The 25,383-nt window shown below is 39.1% G+C and carries 20 protein-coding genes and 1 tRNA gene; 3 read left to right on the forward strand and 18 right to left on the reverse strand.

The annotated features are described in order from the left end of the window. Positions 1–23 precede the first annotated feature (23 nt). The 3 genes from ACZ42E_RS05325 to ACZ42E_RS05335 all read right to left on the reverse strand — a co-directional run bounded on the left by ACZ42E_RS05325 (position 24) and on the right by ACZ42E_RS05335 (position 4,043). On the reverse strand, positions 24–1,175 hold the full coding sequence (locus tag ACZ42E_RS05325; RefSeq protein WP_464893411.1) for a S1C family serine protease: 1,152 nt from the start codon (positions 1,173–1,175) through the stop codon (positions 24–26). Between the two features lie 85 nt (positions 1,176–1,260). Further along, positions 1,261–2,601 carry a YheC/YheD family endospore coat-associated protein gene (locus ACZ42E_RS05330; RefSeq protein WP_464893412.1) on the reverse strand — a complete coding sequence of 447 codons (1,341 nt, stop codon included), beginning with the start codon at positions 2,599–2,601 and terminating at the stop codon, positions 1,261–1,263. Positions 2,602–2,624: 23 nt separating this feature from the next. After that, positions 2,625–4,043, reverse strand: coding sequence for a YheC/YheD family endospore coat-associated protein (locus ACZ42E_RS05335; RefSeq protein WP_464893413.1), 1,419 nt, complete (start codon positions 4,041–4,043; stop codon positions 2,625–2,627). Positions 4,044–4,078: 35 nt separating this feature from the next. Between ACZ42E_RS05335 and ACZ42E_RS05340 the strand changes: the two genes are divergently transcribed. Both ACZ42E_RS05340 and ACZ42E_RS05345 read left to right on the forward strand, forming a co-directional pair. Beyond that, positions 4,079–4,558, forward strand: a complete 480-nt coding sequence (locus ACZ42E_RS05340; protein WP_464893414.1) for a 2-thiouracil desulfurase family protein — start codon at positions 4,079–4,081, stop codon at positions 4,556–4,558. Further along, positions 4,555–5,541: a tRNA 4-thiouridine(8) synthase ThiI gene (locus ACZ42E_RS05345; RefSeq protein ID WP_464893415.1), complete on the forward strand. Its 987-nt coding sequence runs from the start codon at positions 4,555–4,557 to the stop codon at positions 5,539–5,541. The genes ACZ42E_RS05340 and ACZ42E_RS05345 overlap by 4 nt, the downstream gene beginning before the upstream one ends. Here the strand turns inward: ACZ42E_RS05345 and ACZ42E_RS05350 are convergent. From ACZ42E_RS05350 to ACZ42E_RS05420, 15 genes are all read right to left on the reverse strand, one after another. Then, entirely contained in the window at positions 5,534–6,073 is a 540-nt protein-coding gene (locus tag ACZ42E_RS05350) for an SGNH/GDSL hydrolase family protein (protein ID WP_464893416.1), read from the reverse strand. The two genes, ACZ42E_RS05345 and ACZ42E_RS05350, sit on opposite strands and share 8 nt — an antisense overlap. 55 nt (positions 6,074–6,128) lie before the next feature. Then, the gene (locus ACZ42E_RS05355) at positions 6,129–8,870 is read right to left on the reverse strand and encodes a UPF0182 family membrane protein (protein ID WP_464893417.1); all 2,742 of its coding nucleotides are present in this window, start codon (positions 8,868–8,870) and stop codon (positions 6,129–6,131) included. A 23-nt stretch (positions 8,871–8,893) separates the two neighbouring features. Next, positions 8,894–9,727 carry a phosphorylase family protein gene (locus tag ACZ42E_RS05360; protein WP_464893418.1) on the reverse strand — a complete coding sequence of 278 codons (834 nt, stop codon included), beginning with the start codon at positions 9,725–9,727 and terminating at the stop codon, positions 8,894–8,896. Between the two features lie 23 nt (positions 9,728–9,750). Beyond that, positions 9,751–10,815: a cyclic dehypoxanthinyl futalosine synthase gene (gene mqnC / locus ACZ42E_RS05365; protein ID WP_464893419.1), complete on the reverse strand. Its 1,065-nt coding sequence runs from the start codon at positions 10,813–10,815 to the stop codon at positions 9,751–9,753. A 17-nt stretch (positions 10,816–10,832) separates the two neighbouring features. Then, positions 10,833–11,660, reverse strand: a complete 828-nt coding sequence (locus tag ACZ42E_RS05370; protein WP_464893420.1) for a menaquinone biosynthetic enzyme MqnA/MqnD family protein — start codon at positions 11,658–11,660, stop codon at positions 10,833–10,835. Positions 11,661–11,688: 28 nt separating this feature from the next. Beyond that, positions 11,689–12,768, reverse strand: a complete 1,080-nt coding sequence (mqnE, locus tag ACZ42E_RS05375; protein ID WP_464893421.1) for an aminofutalosine synthase MqnE — start codon at positions 12,766–12,768, stop codon at positions 11,689–11,691. Between the two features lie 69 nt (positions 12,769–12,837). After that, a complete protein-coding gene (locus tag ACZ42E_RS05380; protein ID WP_464893422.1) occupies positions 12,838–14,547 on the reverse strand; it encodes an ABC-ATPase domain-containing protein in 1,710 nt (569 codons plus the stop codon). Between the two features lie 88 nt (positions 14,548–14,635). Then, entirely contained in the window at positions 14,636–15,553 is a 918-nt protein-coding gene (locus ACZ42E_RS05385; RefSeq protein ID WP_464893423.1) for a D-alanine--D-alanine ligase, read from the reverse strand. Positions 15,554–15,746: 193 nt separating this feature from the next. After that, positions 15,747–17,474 (reverse strand): methyl-accepting chemotaxis protein, encoded by a 1,728-nt coding sequence (locus ACZ42E_RS05390; RefSeq protein WP_464893424.1) that lies wholly within the window; start codon positions 17,472–17,474, stop codon positions 15,747–15,749. A 441-nt stretch (positions 17,475–17,915) separates the two neighbouring features. Continuing rightward, the gene (locus ACZ42E_RS05395; RefSeq protein ID WP_464893425.1) at positions 17,916–18,212 is read right to left on the reverse strand and encodes a hypothetical protein; all 297 of its coding nucleotides are present in this window, start codon (positions 18,210–18,212) and stop codon (positions 17,916–17,918) included. Positions 18,213–18,564: 352 nt separating this feature from the next. Continuing rightward, positions 18,565–18,640: transfer RNA gene (locus ACZ42E_RS05400), tRNA-Trp, on the reverse strand. A 56-nt stretch (positions 18,641–18,696) separates the two neighbouring features. After that, on the reverse strand, positions 18,697–21,768 hold the full coding sequence (locus ACZ42E_RS05405) for an FAD-binding protein (RefSeq protein ID WP_464893426.1): 3,072 nt from the start codon (positions 21,766–21,768) through the stop codon (positions 18,697–18,699). Positions 21,769–21,859: 91 nt separating this feature from the next. Then, complete coding sequence (locus tag ACZ42E_RS05410; RefSeq protein ID WP_464893427.1) at positions 21,860–22,330, reverse strand: methylated-DNA--[protein]-cysteine S-methyltransferase; 471 nt, start codon at positions 22,328–22,330, stop codon at positions 21,860–21,862. A 37-nt stretch (positions 22,331–22,367) separates the two neighbouring features. Further along, positions 22,368–22,838 (reverse strand): hypothetical protein, encoded by a 471-nt coding sequence (locus ACZ42E_RS05415; protein ID WP_464893428.1) that lies wholly within the window; start codon positions 22,836–22,838, stop codon positions 22,368–22,370. Positions 22,839–23,133: 295 nt separating this feature from the next. After that, positions 23,134–24,261, reverse strand: a complete 1,128-nt coding sequence (locus ACZ42E_RS05420) for a polysaccharide deacetylase family protein (protein ID WP_464893429.1) — start codon at positions 24,259–24,261, stop codon at positions 23,134–23,136. A 196-nt stretch (positions 24,262–24,457) separates the two neighbouring features. On the opposite strand from ACZ42E_RS05420, the gene ACZ42E_RS05425 reads away from it, so the two are divergent. Continuing rightward, complete coding sequence (locus tag ACZ42E_RS05425) at positions 24,458–25,372, forward strand: DMT family transporter (protein ID WP_464893430.1); 915 nt, start codon at positions 24,458–24,460, stop codon at positions 25,370–25,372. Positions 25,373–25,383 lie beyond the last annotated feature (11 nt).

Consider the following 25,383-nt stretch of genomic DNA (forward strand, 5'->3'; position numbering starts at 1 on the left):
AAATTTAATCTCCTTTTTAGAAATCATGGTTTTTCTGCCAGCTGAACCGTTACCAGTATAGTTCTGCCATCTCTTATTATTTCCAGCATAACTTTATCATTTACTTTTTTCTTACTTAATATGGTCTGTACATCTTCACTGGTCCTAACCTTTTCTTTATCTATGCCAATTATCACATCATACTGGCGCAGACCTGCTTTTTCTGCTGGGCTGCCGCTTACCACTCCAGCAATAATAGCTCCCTTTGGTTCTATATTAAGATAGCTTGCTATTTCTTGATCAACCGTCTGTAAATATACTCCCATATAAGGTCTTACAACTTTACCTTTTTTAATGAGTTCCTGTAAAACTTCTTTGGCAGTATTGATGGGAATAGCAAATCCTATGCCCTGGGCCTGTGCGTTAACTGCTGTATTAATTCCTATTACTTCACCTCTGGTGTTTAAAAGAGGCCCTCCGCTGTTACCAGGATTTATTGCTGCATCTGTTTGTATTAAATTTTTATATATCCTGCCTTCGATAGATAAAGGACGTCCTTTAGCACTTATTACCCCCGCGGTAACGGTATGATCAAGTCCATAGGGATTACCGATAGCGACTACCCATTCCCCTACTCTAATCTGGTCGGAATCCCCCATTCTTAAAGGAGTAAGTTTAGCCTGGCTGGCAATTTTTAAAACAGCCAGGTCCATTTCGTAATCCTGTCCTACAACTTTAGCTTTATGTTCTTTGCCATTTACATTAACTATTATTTCACTGGCCTGGTCTATAACATGCTGGTTGGTAAGTATGTAGCCATCTTCACTGATTATAAAGCCGGTACCAATACCTTTTTGCACATTTTCACGGGGGAGATTAAATTCATTACCAAAAAACTCCCGGAAAAACGGGTCATTAAAAAAAGGATTGTTAGGATAGGTTGTACTTACTACCCTGGTTTCGATATTTACTACCGAAGGGCTTACTTTTTCCACCATATCTGCAATGTTACTGGGCCCGATAACTACTGTAGCTGCTGAGGAAGAAGCATTTCCCTCCGCTGCTGCAACTTCAGGATGTTTTTTTACAGGTTCTGCATAATTAAACTTGGCTAAACATATACCGCCAACTGCAGCAACTATAATTATTACCGCCAGCAGTTTCAAAAATCCGTTAAATTTTTTATTTTGCAGCATACTATCACCTCTAATTCACTAATTTAATCCGGCACCTTCATAGAATAATATAGCACTGTGAATTAAAATAGAAAAGAATGTGAAATTACTGTGAAATCTTAAATCCTGCCAGGTAGGCTGCATATTCCAAAGGCCTTTTAAAAGTATTTTTTACAATAGCCATGGATAATTCTGTTTCTGTAGTCTTACGCGGTTTTGAATTCACCTCAATAAGCCACAAATGTCCTTTTTTATCTATTCCTATATCTAAACCCAGTTCACCGTAGGTACCCGTTCCAGATTGTTCCAGAGTGTTGGCTACATTATAACACAAATTCTCAATCTCTTTATTTTTTTCTTCGATCAAATCATGTTTACGAAAAATATAATGCATCACTTTTTTGCTTACCTGAGCTTTTCCACCACTGCTCAAATTTGATATGCCACTTCCTCTGGGAGCTACCCGGACAAATTTTTTGCTTATTTGCCACTTACCCTGGCCATTTTTCTGATATATTATTCTGAGATCAAAAATAGCTCCTTTGTAGTCAGCCATATCTATACCCTGCTGAACAATATAAGTTTTATTTTCTCTAACTCTAAACGTTTTTTTCATAAAATCTGCTATATTTAATGCCTGGCTTTTATAACAATTTCTGTTGTAAACGGTGTAATTTAATTTTTTATTATTTTCATCAGAAGTTAAGCGTATAATCCTTCTGCCCAGGCTTCCGTCAACTGGTTTGATATATAATACTTTGTATTTGTTAAGCATTTGTTCAAGATTAGAGGGGGTTAAAATCTTGGTTTCCGGCAAATAACGGTGAAGATCCGGGTTAGTCCAAAGAATTTCATGAACCTCCCATTTATTTAAAAAAGAGGGATTAAAGTAACAGGTTAATTTTTTCAGCTTTTCCCGCGTTTTTTTATGAATAAGTTCGCTTCTGCGGCTTGATATACGATCATATACAACATCAGGCAGGGGATAAGTCGAAGCTACCCATATACCATTTTCAGGGGTAAGCTGTTTAAAATTATAACCCTTAACTGTTTTTTCGCTCCAATTAATGCCACCAGGAGTAAAAATAAAAATTTGCGCAGGCATCTTTTGCCCTATCTTGCTTAAATATATAAGTTCAGCCTGAGTACTCCTTTTATCAAATTCAGCTTTATTAGGAATAGCAGCAACTAAAATGCCGATAGTAGGACCAAGGTGCAGTATTCCGTTTGAGGTATCATATCTTATTTTCAAACTTTTTTTCTTCTTAAGATGCAAGGATTTTGCAAGTTCAGGTGATACCATATATATAAACCGGTTTTCCTCACGATTTATAACCAGTTTGGAATTTACTGTTATATGACCTGCTCTTACCTTTATTGTCGAGGAAGCTGGTATATCTAACTTCTGCAGTAAGGCATTAGATATAACTATTTTCCCTACTGACATATATTCCTCTCCTTAAAAACAAATCAAAAACCTCCCAGATATTTAGCATATAACATAGGATTTTCAATCGACTTTATTCTTGTATTTTCTTCTCCGATTAAATTAAAGATTTTGCGGGCCGGTCTTAAATTAGCCTCAATAAACCAAACTTTTCCTTTTTTGTCTATACCCAAATCAATTCCCATTTCACCACAATTACCAATATGGTTTTCCAGAGTTTCTGCCGCTTTTAAGGCTAATTCTTTTAAATTAAAAACAATAACTTTTATCCTGTTTTCATCAAAATTATATTTTAAAACTTCTTCCAATTTTTTGGCCGTTCCTCCGGAAGAGATATTGCTGGTTATAGCTCCATTTCCTCCTACCCGGCAGGCTATACCGGTTACAATCCATTTTTTTCCATAACCTTTTTGTACTAAAACCCTGACATCAATTATCTTATTTTGCCATCTTATAAGGTTGATCTGTTTTTGCACAATATATTTCCTGTTCATCATTATATTTTTTAAGTTCAAATATAGTTCAGTTATACTGGTTGCTCTGCCAGAAATTTGTTGCTTGAGGTGATTGCAGCAATACAGGTATTCTCCATTTTTTTCATTTTTCACTACTTTAATTATGTTTTTCCCCTGTTCCCCACCAATCGGTTTTAGATAAACAGCTCCATACCTGTTCAGCATATTATCTACCTGACGCACAAAATCTACAACCAAACGGGTATCAGGCAGATAAGGCTTAATTTCGGAATTTTTGGAAAGAATCTTGTAAGTTTCCCATTTATCCAGTAAACTGCTGGTTAAAAGCAGTACACCGTTTCTAGTCAAACGCTTGCGTATGCGCATTTTTTGAGCATTTGATACGCGGTCTCGGGGATAAACCACATCTGGAAGGGGAAAAGTGCCTTTAATCCAGCTGTCATCTCTTATCGTATAACCCTGGATTTTTTTTTGTTTCCAGTCTATGCTGTAAGGGCTAAAAGCAAAACATAACTCTCCTAGTTTCTGTCCGGCTTTTATCGCTTGTTTAATGAAAGAACTCTGCTCCCCAAACGGTTTGTCACTTGCCGTCTTGTTTAAGTCAGCCATAATTCCTATTACAGGCCCTAGCTTTATTCCTTCTTTAGTTATTTTTATATTGTAATTATGGTTAGGCAAGAGTGCTAACTTGTTTAAGGTTTTAAGAGGTAGAGAAAGTATGTCATGGTCTTCTTGTGTAAATATAATCCTACATTTTTCTTTCAGTTTTCCTATTTCTATAAAAATATTCTCACCTGGCAGGATTTCATAGTGATAAGCGAATCGGGAACCAAGGCTTAAAGTATTGTTATCCAGTTCAGAATTGATTGTCACATAGACTGTATTTATTTCTTCCACTTTACCTATCACCTGTAAGTCTATATTTATCTTATAATATGAAACTAGAACTGGCTTTGCTCTAACCATTGCTAAAATAACCTGTATAAGGAGATAATAAAACTATGAATAAGAAAACAAGGCACCTTATAAGCGCATGTTTATGTGGCTACAACTGCAAATATAACGGAAAAAATAATTTTCACCCCGTTTTTAAAGAGCTGTTGGACAGAGGTGAAGTTATACCAGTATGTCCGGAAGAATTAGGGGGACTTCCAACTCCCAGGCCGCCAGCTGAAATAAGAAATGGAACTGGTTTGGATGTTCTTTCCGGAAAAGCTAAGGTAATCAATACAAAGGGAGAAGATGTAAGCGAGTTTTTCATTAAAGGAGCTTACATTACCTTACAAAAAGCTTTGGAAAATGGGGCTGTTTATGCTATACTGAAAAGCCGGAGCCCTTCCTGCGGAGCAGGTGAAATTTATGACGGTTCATTTAATTCAGTTCTGCGAAAGGGAGATGGGGTTACTGCTGCCCTCCTTAAAAAAGAGGGGATAAAAATTGTAACCGAAGAAGAATATCTAAAAGGAGATTGCAAATTATGAAAGCAGTCAGCTTATTTTCTGGAGGATTGGATTCTCAGCTAGCTGTAGCCCTGATACAAAGGCAAAATATTGAAGTTATTGCTGTGAATTTTGTCACCCCTTTTTTTGGCCTAAAAGAATCAACCGTAAAAGCGGCAGAAAATCTGGGAATTGAGCTTTTGACTGTTGATTTAGGAAAGGAGTATATAGATAAAGTTTTAAAAAATCCCAAATACGGATATGGTAAAAATATGAACCCGTGTATAGACTGTCATGCCTTTATGTTCAAAAAAGCTGGAGATATGATGGGAAAACTGGGAGCCTCTTTTATAATTTCCGGTGAAGTTTTAGGCCAGCGCCCTATGAGCCAGAACAAGACCGCGTTACATATTGTGGAAAAACTTTCCGGATACCAGGGATATATTGTAAGGCCTTTATCAGCCAAGCTGCTTCCTCCTACTATTCCAGAAGAACAAGGCTGGATAAAGCGGGAAGAATTGGAGGACATAAGTGGAAGGAGCCGCAGCAGGCAAACAGAACTGGCTGAAAAATTCGGCATTAAGGAATACCCCTCCCCGGCTGGCGGATGTCTGCTTACTGAAGCCAATTTTGCCAGAAGATTAAAAAAGCTTCTGGAATTTAAGCCAGAAGCTGAGCCGGAGGAAATGTCAATCCTGAGAGTTGGACGACATTTCTATATCGGTGATAATCTTTTGGTAGTAGGCCGCAACAAGGCAGAAAATGAAATACTGGAAAAAATAGCCCTGCCTTCAGATAAGTTTATAAAAGTGACGGATCGTCCCGGTCCCCTGGCTGTTTTTCGTTCTTTTAACAACTGCTACCATGATGAGAATATAAAGTATGCAGCTTCTATACTGGCCAGGTACAGTGATGCCAAAAATGAAAATAGAGCTAATATAAAGCTTTATTCTAAAGATGGTGAGATAGAAAAGCTATTTGAGGTCAAACCTTTATTGCCAGAAGAGGTTCCCGAAACTATATAAAAAGTTTTAAGTCAATCTGCTTGAACATTTCTTTATACCCTTCCCTGGTGGGATGTCCCCCATCAGGGAGGAGCAGATGTTTTTTAAGGCCATCAGCTTCATCATAAAAAGCCTTACAAAAATCAATTACCGGCAGGTTGTTCATGGTGGCAAACTGTTTAATCCAGTTTCTCAGATTCTTAAGCACATTTTCCCAGGCCGGGTAATCAACCGGGGTAGGAAGCCCTAAAACTACTTTTATTCCATGTTCCAGGGCAATATTTACCATCTTTTCGATATTAAAGGTTATGGCAGCCAAACTTTCCCCCTGTACTACATCATTTATCCCGCCTGTTATTATCACACAATCAGGTTTTAAATCAACCACATCTCTTTTAAACCTCATTAACATATCTTCTGTTGTATTGCCATTAATACCTTTATTGACAACCTGGCAGTTTATTTGTTCAGCCAGCATAGAAGTCCAGGAATACTCTGGTCCATAAGGAAAACCATAGGTAGTGCTGTCTCCCAGGCACACGATCTTTTTCACTTTTTTCCCCCCAGAAATATTAAAGTATTATATGTTATCCACGGAAGAAGCCAGTCTACCTGGCTTCTTCCATCTGTCTTAAGACTTCTTCCAGTTTCTTTATATTTTCTCCATAGCCAGCCCAGTCACCCTGCTGCAAAAGCCTGTTGGCCTGATCATAGTACTGTCGTGCCATTCTAGCTAATTCCCTTAAATCTCCCTTTTCCTCCATGCTACCTGCTGGAGCTTCTTTGGTTTCTTCAGGAAGGGCAGCTTTTTCACCGAATAATTTTACTAATGCCTGCTCCAGGGTAGGTTCCATTACTATTCGGTTTTCAAAAGCTACAATAACACGTTTCAATTCAGGTATCTTTCCATTTTCCGCCTGCAGGTAAAGAGGTTCTACATAGAGGATAGAATTCTGAATTGGTATAACCAGAAGATTACCCCTATAAACATTGGAACCTCTCTGATCCCACAGACTTATCTGCTGGGAAATGTAAGTGTCCTGATTTATTCTGGATTCAAGCTGATTGGGACCATATATCGTTTCCTGTTTGGGGAAATTGTAAACCAGCATCTTACCGTAATTGTCCCCATCTATACGCACACACATCCAGGCAATCATATTCGGGCGATTTTTGGGAGTAAAAGGAAGCATCAGGATATATTCTTCCTTCGTTTCTTCAGGCAGCCTCATTATTATATAATACGGTTCCATCTCTACCGGCTTATCGCCCACAATTTCTGTAGGAATGAGCCACAGATCTTCTTTGTTGTAAAAAACATTAGGATCAGTCATGTGGAAAGTCTGATACATCTTAGCCTGAATAGTAAATAACCAGGCTGGATATCTTATATGGTTCTTAAGTTCTGCTGGCATCTGTTCTAAAGGTTTAAATACTCCCGGGAATATTTGGCTGTAAGTTTTAATAACAGGATCAGATTCATCAGCAATATAAAAATCCATTTCTCCTGTATAGGCATCTACTACCACTTTTACTGCATTGCGCACATAATTATTACCCCGGTTATCAAAAGGCTGTGAATAAGGATACTTGTCAGAATAGGTATAAGCATCGATTATCCAGTATAGTTTGCCGTTTTCTCTATTTATGACTATATAAGGATCATCGTCAAAAGCCAGATAGGGGGCAATTTTTTCTACCCTCTCGATTATATTGCGGTTCATTAGTACCTGGCTTTCTCTGGTTATGTCGGAAGAAAGCAGTATTTTATAATCCTTGAGTACCCAGGCAAACATAAGCTTTTTGCCCAGGGAATCTAGTTTTATGCCATTTTTGCCCTGATAATAGCAGTAAACATTAGTTTCTCCCATAGGGTAGTCAAATTCCTTCTGTTTGGTGTTTACAATAACATAGGAATTGGTAAGCTCTCCAAAGTAAATCTCTGGCCTTTTCACCTTTAAATCTGAAGTAAAGGCCGGGGGAATATCTTTAATAAAAAACCTCGGAAATCCTTCTTCAGCAACTTCATTTACTGGGCTTACCACTAATCCATAGCCATGAGTATACATAAGCCTTTCATTTATCCAGGTACGGGCATTTTCGGGAAGTCCTCCGGGGTCAATCTCACGTGCTGCCAGCATAACCTGACGGTATTTGCCATCTATAATATAACGGTCAATGTCTACATCATTAAACACATAGTAAGGACGCAGTTCCTGCAGACTTTTATAAGTTGTTATAAGAGGCTGCCAGTCCCACAGGCGTATATTTCGTATAGTAGGTGCATCATTTTCATTATTTATATCCAGATTATAGTTAATGGCAAAATTTTTATTTACCGCTTTATCCAGTGCATAAGCCTGTCTGGTGTATTTGATAGCATTTTCAATATACTTCTTTTCTTTATTAAATTCATTCGGCTGTACCACAAATTTTTGTAAAAGGCCTGGATAAATCCCGCTTAAGACCAGAACGATTACCAGCCATAAAGCAATACTTCCTACAATCCAGTTTACGCGTTTTATGAATATATTAAGAAGAATTACAGCTGCTATTATAAGAGAAACGAATACCAGGGCCTTATAAGAAATTAAACGTGCATAAACATCCGTATAGGTAGCTCCAAATACTATTCCACCAGGCGAAAATAGGATTTCATAGGAAGCAAGCTTGTATTTAAAGGCCTGCAGAGCAAATATTGCCGCAAAAAGAGTGGCCATATGACCTTTGGCAAAGGTAAACTGCCGCCAGTCACCAAATATTATGTTGGAAGAGGCATTAAAGAGGTATATGACTCCTACCACAATAGTTATGAGAACCAAAGCAGACATCAATATTCCATATATAAATTGATAAAAGGCCAGATTAAAGAAATAAAAACTTAAATCTTTGTTGAAAATGGGATCTTTTATGTTAAATGGCACTTTATTTATATACTGCTGCACTATAATCCATTTGTCTGCAACAGAAGAGCTTATAACCAGAGCAATCAAGAGGCTGATTACTATAAATATCCATTTGGCATATTTGCCTTTTAAAAATTCCAGCCAGGGGGATTTGTGCCTTTCTTCATCCAGGTAGATTACCGTGGGATCATCTTCGTAATCATCATAGGTTACTCCTATATTTTTGCGTGTAAAAACCAGGTTTATATAACAAAGCAGGAAAACAAAAAGAAAAACAATTGCATATAAACCGATCTTGTTAACCAGTATGGTAGTAAAGACAGACGCATAATTTACTGACTTAAACCACAGAAAATCCGCATACAGGTGAAGGAAAAGCGATATTCCTCCCAAAAGGACCAGGAAAATTATAAGTTTTAATGTACTTTTATTATTTTGCGCCATGCTTACCTCCTGAAAAAAATTTGTTAATAAACGGATTTTAGGAGTGTTTCCTTCCTAAGCTGAGCACACTGACAGTCGGCATCTAATGGAAGAGCCCTTAAAAATTCAAAAATTATCCTCCCTATTTCTGCACTTTCTGTATAAAAAATATCTTTAAGCTCTTCATGTTGCCAGGGGGTTACTATACCTTCTGCATAATTTACTACCAGATAAATTCCGACATAACAGGCCCCAATTTCTCTGGCCAGATAAACTTCCGGACATATACTCTGCCCTATTATGTCAGCACCTGCTATCTTGTAATAGTTAACTTCTGCTGGGCTTTCAAAATGCCTTCCATCCGTATTGCAGTATATGCCCCGCTCGAAAACCTTCCCCTTTTTCCAGCTTTGCCTGGCTATAGAAAATAAAATGTTTCGCATTTGGGGACAAAGGGCATCACGCATAATCAGAAGGTGTCTGTCCTCTAATCCTATATCTTTGCGCATGGAAAAATCCATATAATCATGCGGTATAACGATATCCCGCGGATTCAAAAGGTGATTTACTGCTCCTACTCCGCCTTCAGCAATTATGCGTTTAACTCCCGCCTGTTTAAATACCCAAAAAATCTGTCTGGAAGCATCCCCCCTCCTTATTCCCCTTCTCCATCCGTGCATCCGACAGGTTAAAACCTTTCGGTTACCTTCCCGTCCTTTTACAGATAACAGCTTAAACTGGGGACTGGTACCAAAAGGAGTTTCAAAGTCCAGGGTTTCAAGCACCTCTACATAATCCAAACCCAAATCTTCAGGTATTTCAATGCTTAAAGTGCTGGAACCTCCTATAAAAGCAAAATCTGCTGCTGGTACATACATTGCAATCGCCCCGCTTTATTTTTTTAGAAAATTTGCAGTATATTGTAAGATGTATCTCTTTGTGCCGGAATCCTTCCTGCCAAACGAATGAGGGAAATCATTTCTTCTTTTTTCATTTTATAGGCCGTGCCGGCTGCCCTTACGACATTTTCTTCAATCATTATGCTTCCCAGATCATCAGCTCCAAAAAGAAGAGAAAGCTGTCCTATTTCCTTTCCTTGTGTAACCCAGGACCCCTGTATATGTTTAAAATTATCGAGGTAAAGACGCGATAAGGCCAAAAAACGAAGATAGTAAAGGGAAGATATTTTGTCCCCCATAAGCCTGTTATTCCCGGGCTGATAGGTCCAAACAATAAAAGCCCTGAAACCACCGGTTTTATCCTGCAGATCCCTTATTTTTTTCAAATGGTAAAGCTGATGTTCCAATTTTTCAATACTTCCCATCATCATGGTAGCTGTCGACTCAAGCCCTATTTCGTGAGCAGCTTCCATTATATTAAGCCATTCCTCAGTACCTATTTTATTCGGGCTTATTTCCCTTCTTATATCATCATGCAGTATTTCCGCTCCCCCGCCCGGGAGTGAATCAAGCCCGGCATTTTTAAGGCGTAAGAGGGTTTCTTTTATGCTTAGTCCAGATATTTTAGCGATGAATGCCACTTCGGGAGCACTCAGGGAGTGAAGAGTTATGTCATAGCGTGATTTTATATCTTTAAACATATCTTCAAAGAAAGTTATATCAAGCGCTTCATTAAGCCCTCCCTGTATCATAAGCTGGGTTGCTCCCAGGTCAATGGCCTCTTCAATCTTGTCAAATAAGGTATCTTTATCGATAACATAAGCGTCTTTGTCCTCAGAGGTGCGGTAAAATGCGCAAAATCTGCACTGGCAGCTGCAGATGTTGGTATAGTTTATGTTGCGGTCAATTATAAAAGTGGCCATATCATTGCCAAATATCTTTTTGCGCATTTCATCTGCTGCCTTGCCCAGAGAGAGAAAATCAGCTTCCTGCCAGAGAAAGACAAATTCTTCATCAGTCATGCGTTTTCCAGCCAGAATATCTTTCAGCAATCTATCAACCTGCAAAGCTATCCTCTCCCACCTTATATGTCAAGTATTTTTAAAGGGGGAACCTCTCTTAAAATCCCCAATTCTTTGGCATAACGGTAGTATTCAAGAAGCCCTTCCTGTTTTGATTTATCAAAATCAAAACGCAGACTTTTAAAGTAGTCTACTAGATACTGGGTAGTGAAGTCTTCCCAGTAAGCAGCTTTGGCTGCTACATCTTCAATATTTTCAAGGCTTAAGCTTATAGAATCAACAAAGGTATCTTTAATAATCTCCACGGTTTTCGGATTTTTTAGGGCAAACTCTTCCCTTACTGCCCATACTGCAAAAACCATAGGCAAACCTGTTTTATCTTTCCACAATTTGCCCAGATCATATACAAAAAGCCTTTTTTCCTGTTTATATTTGGCCCTTAACGCATCGTCACCTATAAGCAGAGCAGCTTCTGCTTCCAAAAGCATGGCTCCCAGTTCTGGAGCGGAAATAAAATATTGGGGTTTGATTTTATAGAAAAAATGCATAAGTACATACAGGAGATTTACAGAAGTTGCCGATATATTGCTCAAAGCAATCTTTTTCCCATCCAGTTCTTCGATAGGAATTTTGGAAAAAAGATAGATACTCTTAACCTCTCCATCACAGCTTATTGATATATCCGGCATCAAAACATATTCCTCATAATTCTGGGCATAAGCGATTGAAGAAATAGGAGCCAGGTCCAGCTCCCCTTCTTTTAACATACGGTTCAGGTCAGTCGGATTACCTTTTATCAAGTCTATTTCCAGCAAAAACTTTTTTTCAATAAGCCCATAAAAAAGGGGAAAACAATTGATAAACTGAATGTGTCCTACCCGCGGCCGCATTTTATCCCTCTCCCCTGTCCCTGCTATATCAATAGGTTCTGATAATGTTGTAGACTGTGTCACGTTCAGCTGGAATATAACCGGCTTCTTTTATAAGGCTTATAATTTTTTCTTTAGGAATGCCTTTATCTGTTTTAGCTCCTGCTGCATGCATGATTTTTTCTTCTATAATCGTGCCATCCAGGTCATCTGCTCCAAACTCAAGGGCTATTTGCGCTACAGGAAGCCCCAGCATAATCCAGAAGGCTTTTACATGTTCAATATTGTCGAGCATGAGCCTTGATATAGCTATCGTTTTCAGCTCATCCAGGGAGCTGGTTTTGTTAAGATGTGCAAGTCCCGTATTTTCAGGCAGAAATGGCAGTGGTATAAAAGCTTTAAAACCTGGAGCTTCATCCTGCAGTTCCCGCAGTTTCAGCAGATGGTTTATCCTGTCCTCATAAGTCTCGATATGGCCAAAAAGCATCGTACAGTTCGTTTTAATCCCCAGCTGATGAGCTATGCGGTGTACCTGGAGCCATTCCTCAGAATTTGCCTTGCGCGGGCAAAGTTCTTTCCTTATTCTGTCATCAAGGATCTCTGCTCCTCCACCAGGAATAGCGTCTAGACCTGCATTTTTTAAGGCTTGCAGAACTTCTCCCACAGAAAGGCTGCTTATGCTGGCTAAATAGACAATTTCTACCGCTGTCAATGCCTGGATGAGAACATGCGGATATGCTTTCTTAAGCCCGCTTATTACTTCAATATAATAATCCAGAGTAAGTTTGGGGTTTAAAGCGCTTACTATGTGAAATTCAGTTATATTCTGGTTCATCGCTTTTGCTGCGTAATCAAATACCTGTTCAGGAGTCATAGCATAGGGCCGAGGCGCATTTTCATCAACCCCAAAGGCACAAAATTTGCATTTGGAAACACATATATTGGTCAAGTTAATATGGCAGTTGACATTAAAAAAAACATAATCTCCCGATACCTGCTTTTTTTTCTCTTTGGCTATTTGCCCAATAGACAGGAGATCAGATGAGTTATAGAGATACAATCCATCTTCTTTGGTCAACCGTATACCGTTTTTAACTTTTTCCCTTATTTCCTCCAGCTTCTTGTCCATCGCGCTTTCTCGTCTCCCCTGATTATTTAAAGTCTATTATAGCAGATAAACTCAATATCCGTAAAAAAACTATTTTACCTGCAGGGTGCGCATCCGATTCAGAGCAGCAGCCAGTTCATAGGGACGCACCCAGACCAGATCTCCCGGATGCTGTCCAGGAGCAAAAGGTGATATAACCTCAAAATCCGCATGCATATCTTTGTATATTTTATCAATGATATCTTTTAAACTTCGGCTATTATCAACATACCGCTGCATATAAACCAGTAAATCAGCAATAGCCCTGGTTTGGCCTGCATCTACCAGTTGCTCCACTGCAGACAAATCAATTGCCGTCTTGCCGTAAAGCACCGTATTAATTCCCTTTGCGGTTACCTTCATCTTTCTGTTTTTGCTGGCATTAAAAGTATCCTTTTTTATAATTCTATGTGCATTTATATACAGCCTGCCTTTTTGTTCCACCAGTCGCTGACCTGGTATTTCATGCACTATTTTTTTTGCTTTATCTGTCACATTGCATACACGGTAACTGTCAAGCATAATAACAGTATCAGCAACTTCCAGGTAATCTCCTGAACCTCCAATAACCAGAATGCTGGAAACCCCAAGTTCCTCATACAGCTGCCTTACCCGGTCTATAAAAGGGGTTATAGGTTCTTTTTCCTTGGCAATAAGCCTTTGCATACGTTCATCCCTTATCATAAAATTGGTGGCACTGGTATCCTCATCCAAAAGCAAAAGCTTGGCTCCTATCTCCAATGCTTCTACAATATTGGCAGCCTGGGAGGTACTGCCGCTTGCATTTTCGGTAGAAAAAGTTTTGGTATCTTTATTAAAAGGTAGGTTGTCAATAAAACAACTTATGTCAACCTTTTCTATATTCCTGCCATCTTCCGCTCTTATTTTTACTGCATCTCCGGTTGTTATTACCCATTCCCGGCCATCACCTTTTATATGGTTGTATACTCCTCTTTCCAGAGCTTTTAAAAGAGTGCTCTTACCGTGAAAACCTCCCCCGGTTATAAGGGTTACCCCTTTTTTTATTCCCATACCGGTTATCAACCCATGATAAGGGGTATCAATAGCTACCTGCAAATCCGGAGGAGATTGAAATTTGACAGCTTCTTTACCCGGCAAGGGGAGATTGCTGTTGCCGCTTTTTCTTGGAAGCACCGCACCGTTGCCGACAAATGCCACCAATCCCAGTTCATCTAACTTTTGCCGTATATACTCCTGATCGGCAAAGAGGTTAACATGTTCTTCCAGTACATTTCTGTCCAGGGCTTTAAAATAAAGGCTGTTCTGCGCCAGCCATGGCAAAACATCGTTAAAAATCCTTAAAGCTTCCTTCCCTTTTATGGTTCTTCCGGCAGCAGGAAGTCCTATGGATAACCTGGCTTCCACAAAATCCGAGGTTATTTTTACTGCCGTTCTCTTTATTACCTCCTGGCCTCCTGCATCTATATAGATAAGCCCGCTGTTTCCAGTTCCCGATGGCTTCAGGTTTAACTTTTCTATCTCCCTTTTTATTATTCTGGCTAAAATATCTTCCAAAGCTATAAGCTTTACTCCTTGATAAAGATAATCCGGAAAGCCGGCCTTGTTCATAGGTACCCTTATCCTTGTTCTGCTCATGGGAGCAAAAGGGTCAGCCTGGGCATGATCTATATAGAGATAACAGTTACCAAGATCATAGCTTCCTTCCAGTTCTTTATATGCCTTATATCCCCGCCCATCAATACGGGATAAGATCCTCTTTAAATCTTCAGCCGTTCGCATAAAGCAGGTTACCTCCTTTGCACAATAAAAATAGCCTTAAGATATTGTTCTCAAGGCTATTTTTCTACTATTTTAAACCTTATATAAATTATTGCAAAGCAAGCTTTACAATTCTGTCCACCAGCTCTACAAAACTCATGCCGGCTGCTTTGGCAGCATCAGGCACCAAACTCATTTCCGTCATACCGGGTATGGTATTTATTTCCAGAACCCAGGGCTGGTCCTTTTTGTCTACTATAAAATCAACCCGGGCAAAACCACGACAGCCAACTGCCCTATAAACCCTGCTGCTTATTTCTTTAACCCTTGCTTCTGCCTCTTTGGTAATGCGTGCGGGAATTATATGCTGACACATGCCTGGAGTATATTTTGATTCATAATCATAAAATTCATTGGCTGAAGTTATTTCAATTATCGGTAATACTACAGGATTTTCATTGCCCAAAAGGGCAGCGGTAACCTCGGTTCCGGCTATAAACCTCTCAACCAGCACCTCATTATCATAATTAAAGGCATCCATCACAGCAGCTTTTAGATTTCCTTCATCCTTTACGATATAAGTACCAATGCTGGAACCCTGCGTAGCTGCCTTGACTACAGCCGGTAATCCCAGTTTATCTATTGCCCGCTTCATGTTTTCTTCATAGTCTTCTTTTCTTAAAACTAAATATTCGGCAGTAGGTATATTTTCACAGGTCAATATCTTTTTGGTCAATATTTTATTCATGCCGATAACACTGGCGACCATACCGGAACCTGTATAGGGGATTTCCAGCATATCAAGATAAGCCTGAATCCTGCCATCTTCCCCGTTTTTGCCGTGTAATGCATTAAAAACCACGTCTGGCTTTATTTTTGCTATTTCGCCCAGATTATCTTTATTAACATCCAAAAGCTCTACTTTATATCCTGCCTCCTTAAGCCCTTCTGCCACTGCTCTGCCGCTTTTAAGCGATATCTCACGTTCCGATGAAGTTCCTCCATACAGGACCAAAACCTTAGTCATTTAAAATTCACCTCAAATAAGATTTTTAGTAATTATATATGATTTACTAGCATATTAGTATTATAGCTAAAAAACAGCTTATTAGTATTATTTTCTCAAAAAGCTAATTTTTTTGTAACCCTCAATATCTTCGGCAACAAAAAGCCACCATATCTGGTGGCATAACAAATCGTTGTTTCTTTATTACATTTATCTATATCCTAAATCTGGTTACCAGCTTGTTCATTCGTTCTGCCAGTTCTGCTTGCATCTGCCCAGTTTTGGCCACCTCTTCTAAGGCCCTGGCAGTTTCCGTAGCATTCTGGCTTATTTCCTGGGAAGAAGCAGTAGCTTCTTCTACAGCAGCTGCTATCCCCTCCATAGCCTTATTTATTTCCTCAATAGCCCCAGCAATAAGAGAAGCTTCCTTTACAAATTCTTCTATTATTTCTCTTACAGAATTAGCATCATCAGCATATTGTTTCCCGGTTATTTCTAAAACCTCATAATCAGGAGTCACTTTATCATCGATGAATTTAAGGATTTCTTCCGCATTGGCCGTTAACCTTTCTACCGCAGTCTTTACTTGCCTGATAACCTGCTGGATATTGCCAGCGGTTTGTGCTGAATGTTCTGCCAGTTTGCGCACCTCTTCAGCTACTACCGCAAAGCCCCTTCCCTGTTCACCAGCCCTGGCTGCTTCTATAGCGGCATTAAGAGCCAAAAGGTTAGTTTGTCCAGCAATTTCCGAAATAACATCAGCCATGCGGGCAATTTCTTCCACTATTTTAGCTTCTTCTATAGCCTCCATTATATCACGATGTTTTTCACGATAGATAGATTCCGCTGTCTGTCTGGAATTTTGAGCTGTTTTTTTCATCTCTTCTGCTCTTTTTTCTATATCCTCTACCTTATCCCGGCTGCTAATAGCCCTTTCTCTAAGTCCTTTTACTTTACTGTTTGCCTCATGGCTGGATGCAGTTACTTCTTCTATAGCTGCACTAGTTTCTTCCATACCTGATGCAATCTGTTCTACAGAGGCATTTATATTTTGCCCCTGAGCACTTACTTCTTCTATAATAGCAGAAAGTTCCTGGCTAGCAGCTCCTGTTTCAGAAGAAGCAGCTGCTACTTCTTTTAACATGGAATTTATACTGTCATTCATATTAGCAAAAGCCCTGGCTAATTCTCCCATTTCATCCCGCCTTATTAAGAAGTGTCCAGGCACTTCCTTACTAAAATCTCCTTCAGCCATTAAGTAAGCATGTGCAACAGCAGCTTTTACAGGAACATTTATAGAACTGCTGATGGCAAAGCCAGCCAAAACAGCAATAAATATAGATACAGCGATTATAATAATGGTCATAGTGGCAGTTTTACTGGCTATTTGTGTATTGGTAAGGGACGTTTTCTCCGCCATATTAATCTTCATTTCTCTTAATCGTTCGAATCTTTTTTCAATCTCTTTGCGCATTTTTTCCCCTTCTCCATAGTAAAGGCTTATTGCTTCTTCTCTTTTCCCCGCTTTAGCTAAAGCTATGATTTGTTGTACAAGGCTGTCATATTCATTTTTATACTCGGTTATCTCCTTTGCCAATCTGACTCCTTCCTCAGTGAGGATAGTAGTCTTAAAACTATTCAGATTTTCGGCAAAAGTTTTATTTCTTTCTATAATTCTATTTTCGTAATCAGCAATCTTTGCTGGATCATCATTATTTAATATAATGTCTCTTACATTACCCCTCATCCGCTGGTAACTGTCAGCCATATTTACCAGTTCCCCCAGCGGGACTGTCATCTTCGTATACATCTCTTTATCCAGGCTATCCAATTTCTTTATATTATAGATTGAGAAAGAACCGAGAAATAACATGAGCAGGATAACTATGGTAAACCCCATACTAAGCTTGGCTGAAAGCTTCATATTATCCAGAAAATTCATCCAGAACTCCTCCTTTAATGTACTTCCATAAAAACAAAAAAGCTCATTACTCCTGAAGAGTAAAAGTTTTCCAGGAGTAATAAGCTGTTTAATTAATATAATAATTTATAAATATAATAATCCTCCCTTCCCCCCCCCCAGAACAAATTTTCGTTTTTTCATAATAGCCATAATCTACCACCTTTCTGTTATTTTTTATTTGTTTTGATTATAAAATAACCCCCTTCCTCTCAACAATGATTTAAAATAATAAAAATATTTAAAATAGGTCTAAAAAACTATTACTCTAGTCATATTTGGCATATTTTTCGCAAAAATTTGATAATCGAGCTGCTTTAAAAACAAGTTAAATCCGTATAATTGTGTAAAAAGGTTTTCCTATAAAAAAAGGGAGCCATTAACAAATTCCTCAGTTAGAATAAAAGTGAAAAAACCAAAATTCTAAGAGGAGGAATTTGAATGGCTCAATATCAGGTTCTGCCGCCTCAGGTTGTAGGTAGCCTTGCTGAATTCGGATATTTCAGCAAAGTGCCTGCGTACCGCCAGCCTCAGCTTTTCGTAGCTGGGCCACGCTTCCTCATTGTTGCGGAAAAATGCCGTGATGTGGAACTCATAGTCCTTGAGTGTGCGCGGTGCCCGCCCCTCAGCCTTCTTACAGAATACAAACTCCTGCATGGCGTCTGCCCATGATACCGGAACATACCTGCTGGTGTTTACCTTCTTCCCTGTTCTTCCCATAAAAAAACCTCCATTAGGGATTTTTAATGAAGACAAAACAATGCCTACACCATTGCCCTTGGCCAGTACTTGTTAACAGGCTCAAGTCACACACGCTACCAAATAATAAGCATCCCTATGGAGGTGGCACAACTTATTTAATTTTATCATCTGCCGCTGTCCTCCCAGGGTGTTTTTGCAAAACAAATTCAAAAACACTAGAGCATCGGTGTCGCCAATTTCATACCTTCAGGTACGACATCGGTCTCACCCTTTTTAGGACAACGGTCTCGCTAAGTTAAGAGCATCGGTGTCATTCATTTTTGACACCTTTTTTATTTGTTCCAAATTTCACAATGCCCTATTTTACTAATGGCAGGGGAGACGCGACTCGAACACGCAACCCTCGGTTTTGGAGACCGATGCTCTGCCAATTGAGCTACTCCCCTGCGCACATCTGTGACGCTAATTATTATATACCTTTTAGCATAATAGTGCAAGAGGGTTACTGTTTATTTTGTTTCAAGTAATTTATCATGTGGGGCATAAAATAGGGAATAATTTCTCCCAGCATCTTGGGCATTAATACCTCCATAGTCTTAGGCATTAGATCAGGCATCTGTTCCTGTAAATAGTCAGGCATAACGATTTTTTCAGCTACTTTTGCCAGCATCTTGGGCATAATTTGGGGCATCATTTCCGGCATCAATTTAGGGAAAAGAGTGGGCATTAAATTTTCCATTACTTTTAGCATCGGTTCCTTAAATACGTCAGGCGCACCCATTACCATCTTTATCATGTTTTTATACATATCAGGCATTACCTCTATGAGGTCAGGAATCATTTCCGCCATCATATCAGCCATCCCCCAGGGCGTCATAAGCCGTATCATCTGTTCAAAAACTGTCCATTTTTCATCAATAACAGCATCTGATGGTTCTATTTTATATCCCAAAGATTCAGCAGCTAAAGTAGCTAAATCCCTTATTTCGATAGGTAAATTTTTTAAATCCCGGGAGCGCTTAAGCTGTACCCTGCAGCACGGGCAGGCAGTAATTATAGTATCAGCCCCTACATCTAAAGCTTCTTTGAGCCGCATGGCCCCTAATTCCTCAGCTACATCAGGATCAGCTACCAGGCTTAAAACTGCACCGCAGCAATGGGCTTCATAACGGTTAAACCTCATTTCTCTAAAATTACTGCCTGGTATAGCATTTATGAGGGTGCGGGGGCCTTCGAAACGAACTCCAGCTCTTCCCATGTGACATGGATCATGGTAAGTCACATTGCGGTTTATATTACCGGATAGTTTAAATTCTCCTTTTTCAATTTTTTCAGCCAGTACATCTGCATAATGCATAGCCTGAAACTCATATTCCATTCCTTTTTCTTCCGCCCAGTGCCGGTAATATACTTCCCACACGAGCCAGCAGGCAGGACAGGTAGTTATTATTTTCTTGGCCCCTGTCTTGCGCATATTAGCAATATTTTTGGCTGCTGTTTCCTCAAACACTTCATATCTTCCAGCGACCAGCATGGGAATTCCGCAGCATTGCTCCTCTTTTCCGATATATGTAAAATCTATACCGGCCTCATGTAAAAGATAAGCTGCTGATTGAGCCACATCCTGTTCGACAAATGAAGAAGTACAGCCAGGGAAAAAAGCATATTCTGCCTTATCTTTTACGAAACCCCTTATTTCATCAGTCATCCATTGGTCGCGGTCCTTGGCATAACTTCCCCATATGTTTCCCTGCTGGCGCATGGTATTGACCATGATTTCAAAAGGCGGGAAGGTGCGGTATCCTTTTCCATCTACCAGAATCCTGCGCAGCTTAAGCCAGGAAGATTCATTGGGAAGATCAAGCTGGCAGGTCCGGTTGCATAATTCACAGGTAGTACAGGCCAGAAAATTATCTACTGCTTTCTGGTTCCAATCTACTTCCCCTTCTAGATAAAGTTTTAAGAAAGTCCATTTTCCCCGGGGAGACTGGGACTCAAAACCGCGTCCATAATACTGTTCACATTCATCAACACAATAACCACACTGGGAACAGGCATAGGCATACCAGACAATATCACCGGGTATACCCTTTTTCTCCTCAAAAACCTCCCCTGCTTCCCTGCCTTTTGCCCAATTGCCAAAAATCCTTATTAAAGGTTCAAAAGCACTGGCTAGTTTTAAACTGCCTGCAATGAGGCTGCCATCAATAACCTTACCCGGATTCATTATATTTTCAGGATCAATGCTCCTTTTAAATTCTTTTAATTTTTCCACTCTCTCTTTACCCAGTACTTCTGCAGCAAAACCGCTTAAATAGAGTCCAGTGGCATAAGGCCTTCCCCCCAGCTCTCTGGCAGTCTCCAGAACCGTTATAGATAGGGAGTAAGCCAGGTTAAAATTGAATTTTCTTTCATCATGAGGTATAAAGCCTAAAATAACAAACTCTCTATGACTTATCGCAAAACCTTCGACAATAAAAGGATGTTTTATTTTCCTGTTTACCTCATTAATAAAAGTTTCCAGTTTTTCAGCTGGTATAACTACTTCACTGGGAATAAGGGAAGGAGCAATCCGCTTGGCGCGCATCGGTTCAAAACGCGCATTCCATTCATGTTCAGCAATTTCATCACTCAGCTTTTCCCCACCATTTTGTTTGATAAGTTCCATTACATCCTGCATTATCAAATCGCAGCGGTCACTTGTGCAAGCCAGAAGTGCGATATATTTTTCCGGGATTACAATGCGGTGTTCATCCAGAACAGGCTTTCCATGATGCAGATGAGGAGGGAGTTTATTTTTCATGCGAGCAGCATCCGGATTTATAAAGCTTACCGACCAGAGCATAACTTTTCGATGATATAAACCGTTCATAAAAGAAGCCATATCAGAAATATTATCAAAAGCTACAGCAGTTACATGCATAGGCTTAAGCGGTTTTACCCTTATAGTTAACCTGGTAATAAAACCGGTTATTCCATTGGCATCACCTATTACTTCCAATTCCTTGCCTGTAAATTCCCGCACCTCACCATTGGGAAGTACTACGCGGGCAGAAACAACATTTTCAATAAAATAACCAAATTCATAACTGCCTATTCCTGCTCCTCCCTGAGCCAGCCATCCTCCTACCGTAGATGAAGGTGCACTTGTAGGATAAAGGGCTAAAGTAAGCCCTTTCTGATTAAGGTGGTATTCCAGTTCTTTCCATACTACTCCTGCTTCTACCGTAGCGGTGCGGTTTTCAACATCGATATTTATTATTTTCCGCATACGGTTAAATTCCACTACCAGTCCGCCTTCAACAGGCAGTACCCCTCCATATCCAGAGGTAGCCTTACCCCGGGGAACCAGTTTAATATTATTCTCTTTAGCTATATGAACCAGTTTTATCAGCTCTTCTTCATTTACTGGCTGTACTATAGCATCTGGTATTGGATTGCCTACCAGAGGCTTTACCATGGAAGGCAAAACTCCCATATCATGTGCATAGATCTTGCGCTCCAGCTCATCAAAACTTATCCTTTTTTCCCAGCCTTCGCCAAGAATTTTTTTTAATTCTTCGGTTTTAGGCATATAAATATCTCCTCCCCTCATAAAAATTAAGTATCCTTTAGCTTTAGTATATACCAGTATAGGGTATAAGGGCAATAAAAAAATTCATTTATTATAAACTGTTTATATATTCCAGTGCGATAAGTTTCTTTTTAATGCTTGCCCCACCTTTATATCCGCCTAAATCCCCATTATTTTTAATGACTCTATGGCAGGGTATGAATATAGGTATTGGATTTTTCTGGCAAGCCAGGGCTACCGCACGATAAGCGTCTGGCTTGCCAATACTTACAGCTACATCTTTATAACTTACAATCTCACCATAAGGTACCGTAAGCAAATATTCCCAAACCTTCTGCATAAACGGAGTTCCTTCCGGTCTAAGGGGTAAAGTGAAATATTTTCTCCTTCCTGTCAGGTACTCATCTAATTGAAAAGCTGCTTCCTCAAGTAATGGAAAGTGCGTTTCTTGAAAATTGTCAGGAATTGCTTCACCTGCAAAATAAAAATTAGTTATAAATTTATCATTTCCAGCAATAGCCAGTTTTCCTATTTCCGTAGTATGAAAAAGCAAACCCTTCATTTTCCCCTGCCTCTTTAGCCACTATTTATTTAAAAAACTATTGTTCTTTTTCTGGATTTAACATGATACCAATAGATGTGTTATAACCTTCCATCTCTTTGCTTTTACCCACATCCAGCTGATAGGTATAGCCGCCTTTACTTCCAAAAGAAGTTAAGCTTTCCTCTTCCCTGGTTTCCATAGCAGGCTTGGCATCTTTTAGAATGTTTTCATAAAAACTTATAACCTTTTTGACATCATCTTTAGAATAGGCAACTACTGTATACCCGCCATCAGCTTCCAATACCTGAAAAATATAGCTCCCTTCATAAACCGGGAATATATCTGAAGGATACTTTTCCGGCAGAGAAACGCTTTTTTGTAAACCGTCAAAAAACTGGCTTTTCCCAGCAGGTTCTGCGGCTTTATTATCAGTTTCGGTTACAGATGCTTTGTCAGGCTCCGCTTCTTTTTCAGTTTTGCTCCCTCCGCAGGCAGAGGTAAAAAGTAAAAGAAAAGCCAATGCCAACAATAATAACACTTTTTGGCGCATAATAAAATTCCTCCTTTTATTCAGATGGAACCACAGTAATCTGCACCATCGTCTTCTCTTTTCCTCCCAGAGTAATTAGGCGTAATTCCTATGTTAAAATGCTGCCTGAAACCAAAAATTTTTCCACAAAAAAGAAAAATTTATCTACTCCTTTCCAATAAACTTAATTTTATTGTATTAATTTTTGGCAAATAAAAAACTTATAACTAAAATTTTTTAAAATATTTTTATATTCTTTTGAAGATAAATAATTTTTCATTAACCAGCCTCTTCATTTGCACTTGTTCAAAAAAGAACTTATCCCGTCCCAATAAGTTACTCTTATTCTTTTTAATTCAAAAATATTCTGTTTTTTACTGGCTTTACCATAGGTAGTCCTTACAGCAGTACAATAACCTGCATCTTTCAAATTTTTAACACTAAAAGAGGCTACTCCCCCTCCTGGATAGCAAAAATGTCTTATTTCCTGTCCCAAAATCTGCTCAAGTTTTGCTTTAGATTCCCTGTATTCCCTCAACATGACTTTTTCACCATTATACCTGGCATCCAGATGATTAACGGTATGGCTTCCTATTTCCATCCCCAGGTCGTATATTTCTTTTATCTCTCTCTCATTTAAAAAATTAATATGACTTAAAAATTTTTTTCCTGTAATAATATAAAAAGTTCCTGTCATACCGCGCTTTGCCAGTTCTCTAGCAGCAAAAAGATGAGATTTGTAGCCATCGTCAAAAGTTAAAACTATTGGTTTGGGGGGAAGAGGATCTTTATACATCCAGTGTCTATAAACTTGCTCCATAGTAACCGTATTATATCCGCTTTGTTGCAGAGCTTCTAACTGTTTTATAAAGTTCTCCGGGCTTACATATAAGCCTGCTAACTCCTTTCTGGGAAGGTAATTTATTTCATGGTACATTAATATAGGTATGCTTTCTATTTCTACGTATTGTGGCCTTATCGGAGGTTCTGGAAAATCAAGCCTTTTTGCCAATTCTTCCACTTCTTTTCGAGTAAGCTTTCTTTCCGGTTGCAAACTGGCATCTCCCATCAAAGGTATAAGGCCTTCACTAAAGGCTTTAAGCATAACACGGTCAGAGGTATCTTTTACACAGCTTCGGTAATATTCATAGTTTTCATAAGTTAATTTTTTATTTTTTTCCAGATGCCTGTTTAACATTATCTGGGCTAATATTTTAACAGTAACTTCCCGGGATCCAGAATGTTTTTCCCCCCATAAGCTGTATACAAAATCTTCGGTAGCAATTTTTTCAGATTCCTGCTCTTCTAAAAAAACATCCGAATTTTCCTGGAAATATGAAAATTCCTGAGCATTAACTGGATAAACAACCCAAAAATATAATAAAACCAGCAAAATCAAAAAAAATAATTTTGGTCGCATCCCATATCCCCCGATTATATATTTGAGCCAAATATTTAGAACTAACCAAAAATATAACACGCAATATCTCAATCTGCAATTACCAAAAACAAAAGATTATCTTAAAGCCTTCTATTTAGGGTATAGACTTTTTGATTATCAGCAATTATCATAATTCTGTACCTTACTTACTTCCCGGCAGATAAGGAGAATTGCCATGCAGCACAATGTTAAAACAACCTACCTCGCTCTTTTCCTTACTATTTTGGTTTGGGGGCTTTCTTTTATTGCCACCAAAATTGCCTTAATAAGCTTTACCCCGGTTATATACATGTTTATCCGTTTTAGCCTGGCCTCTCTTCTGTTTTTATTGATATTATTAAAGAAAGGAATTCCCCACCTGTCATTTGCTGAACACAAAAAGCTTTTTCTGCTGGCTTTTTTTGAACCAGGTCTTTACTATTTTTTCGAAACTACCGGGCTGGTTTACACAACTGCGTCTAAAGCTTCAATCATTATATCAACCGTTCCCATAGCAGTAATTATATTAGCCAGGATAGTGCTTAAGGAAAAGATAACCAGGCGAAATTTGTCAGGCATTATAATTTCCATAGCTGGTGTTTCTGTTCTGGTTTTAGGAGCACCCGAACTTTCCTGGTCATTGCAGGGTTCTCTGCTGGGCGATATTTTAGTTTTAGGAGCTGTTATATCAGCTGCCTTTTATATGGTAATCACCAGACAACTGGGACAAACTTTAAACTCTCTGGTGATAACCAGCTATCAAATGTTTTATGGAACCCTTATTTTTGCTCCGTTTTTCTGGCTTAACTACCATTCCATAAATTGGAGCCAAATTTACCTGCCTTCAGTGGGGGCCATCGTATTTTTGGCCTTATTCCCTACTTTTTTGGGATATCTGGCTTATAATTATGCCCTTACTCAGATTTCAGCCTCCAAAGCCAGCATATTTTTAAACGGCATCCCTGTAGTTACGGCTATAGGCGCCTGGATCATCCTGGGCGAAAGGCTAAGCTGGCTGCAAGTTATAGGCGGAATAGTTGCCGTCTCAGGAGTTATAATTGCCAATATAGCTGATGCAACCAAAGATATACCAAAATACGAAAGCTGCTAAAATAATAAAAA

The organism is Thermosyntropha tengcongensis, assembly GCF_055381335.1.

Excerpts from the sequence above, each read along its gene's own strand:
- ACZ42E_RS05410 (WP_464893427.1), bottom strand. The coding sequence starts at position 22,330 with ATGAAGGGTTTGCTTTTTCATACTACGGAAATAGGAAAACTGGCTATT.
- ACZ42E_RS05325 (WP_464893411.1), bottom strand. The coding sequence starts at position 1,175 with ATGCTGCAAAATAAAAAATTTAACGGATTTTTGAAACTGCTGGCGGTA.
- ACZ42E_RS05380 (WP_464893422.1), bottom strand. The coding sequence starts at position 14,547 with ATGCGAACGGCTGAAGATTTAAAGAGGATCTTATCCCGTATTGATGGG.
- ACZ42E_RS05390 (WP_464893424.1), bottom strand. The coding sequence starts at position 17,474 with ATGAATTTTCTGGATAATATGAAGCTTTCAGCCAAGCTTAGTATGGGG.
- ACZ42E_RS05425 (WP_464893430.1), top strand. The coding sequence starts at position 24,458 with ATGCAGCACAATGTTAAAACAACCTACCTCGCTCTTTTCCTTACTATT.
- ACZ42E_RS05395 (WP_464893425.1), bottom strand. The coding sequence starts at position 18,212 with ATGGGAAGAACAGGGAAGAAGGTAAACACCAGCAGGTATGTTCCGGTA.
- mqnE (WP_464893421.1), bottom strand. The coding sequence starts at position 12,768 with ATGGACAAGAAGCTGGAGGAAATAAGGGAAAAAGTTAAAAACGGTATA.
- ACZ42E_RS05385 (WP_464893423.1), bottom strand. The coding sequence starts at position 15,553 with ATGACTAAGGTTTTGGTCCTGTATGGAGGAACTTCATCGGAACGTGAG.
- ACZ42E_RS05405 (WP_464893426.1), bottom strand. The coding sequence starts at position 21,768 with ATGCCTAAAACCGAAGAATTAAAAAAAATTCTTGGCGAAGGCTGGGAA.
- ACZ42E_RS05335 (WP_464893413.1), bottom strand. The coding sequence starts at position 4,043 with ATGGTTAGAGCAAAGCCAGTTCTAGTTTCATATTATAAGATAAATATA.
- ACZ42E_RS05355 (WP_464893417.1), bottom strand. The coding sequence starts at position 8,870 with ATGGCGCAAAATAATAAAAGTACATTAAAACTTATAATTTTCCTGGTC.
- ACZ42E_RS05360 (WP_464893418.1), bottom strand. The coding sequence starts at position 9,727 with ATGTATGTACCAGCAGCAGATTTTGCTTTTATAGGAGGTTCCAGCACT.
- ACZ42E_RS05330 (WP_464893412.1), bottom strand. The coding sequence starts at position 2,601 with ATGTCAGTAGGGAAAATAGTTATATCTAATGCCTTACTGCAGAAGTTA.
- ACZ42E_RS05340 (WP_464893414.1), top strand. The coding sequence starts at position 4,079 with ATGAATAAGAAAACAAGGCACCTTATAAGCGCATGTTTATGTGGCTAC.
- ACZ42E_RS05370 (WP_464893420.1), bottom strand. The coding sequence starts at position 11,660 with ATGCGGCCGCGGGTAGGACACATTCAGTTTATCAATTGTTTTCCCCTT.
- ACZ42E_RS05345 (WP_464893415.1), top strand. The coding sequence starts at position 4,555 with ATGAAAGCAGTCAGCTTATTTTCTGGAGGATTGGATTCTCAGCTAGCT.
- ACZ42E_RS05420 (WP_464893429.1), bottom strand. The coding sequence starts at position 24,261 with ATGCGACCAAAATTATTTTTTTTGATTTTGCTGGTTTTATTATATTTT.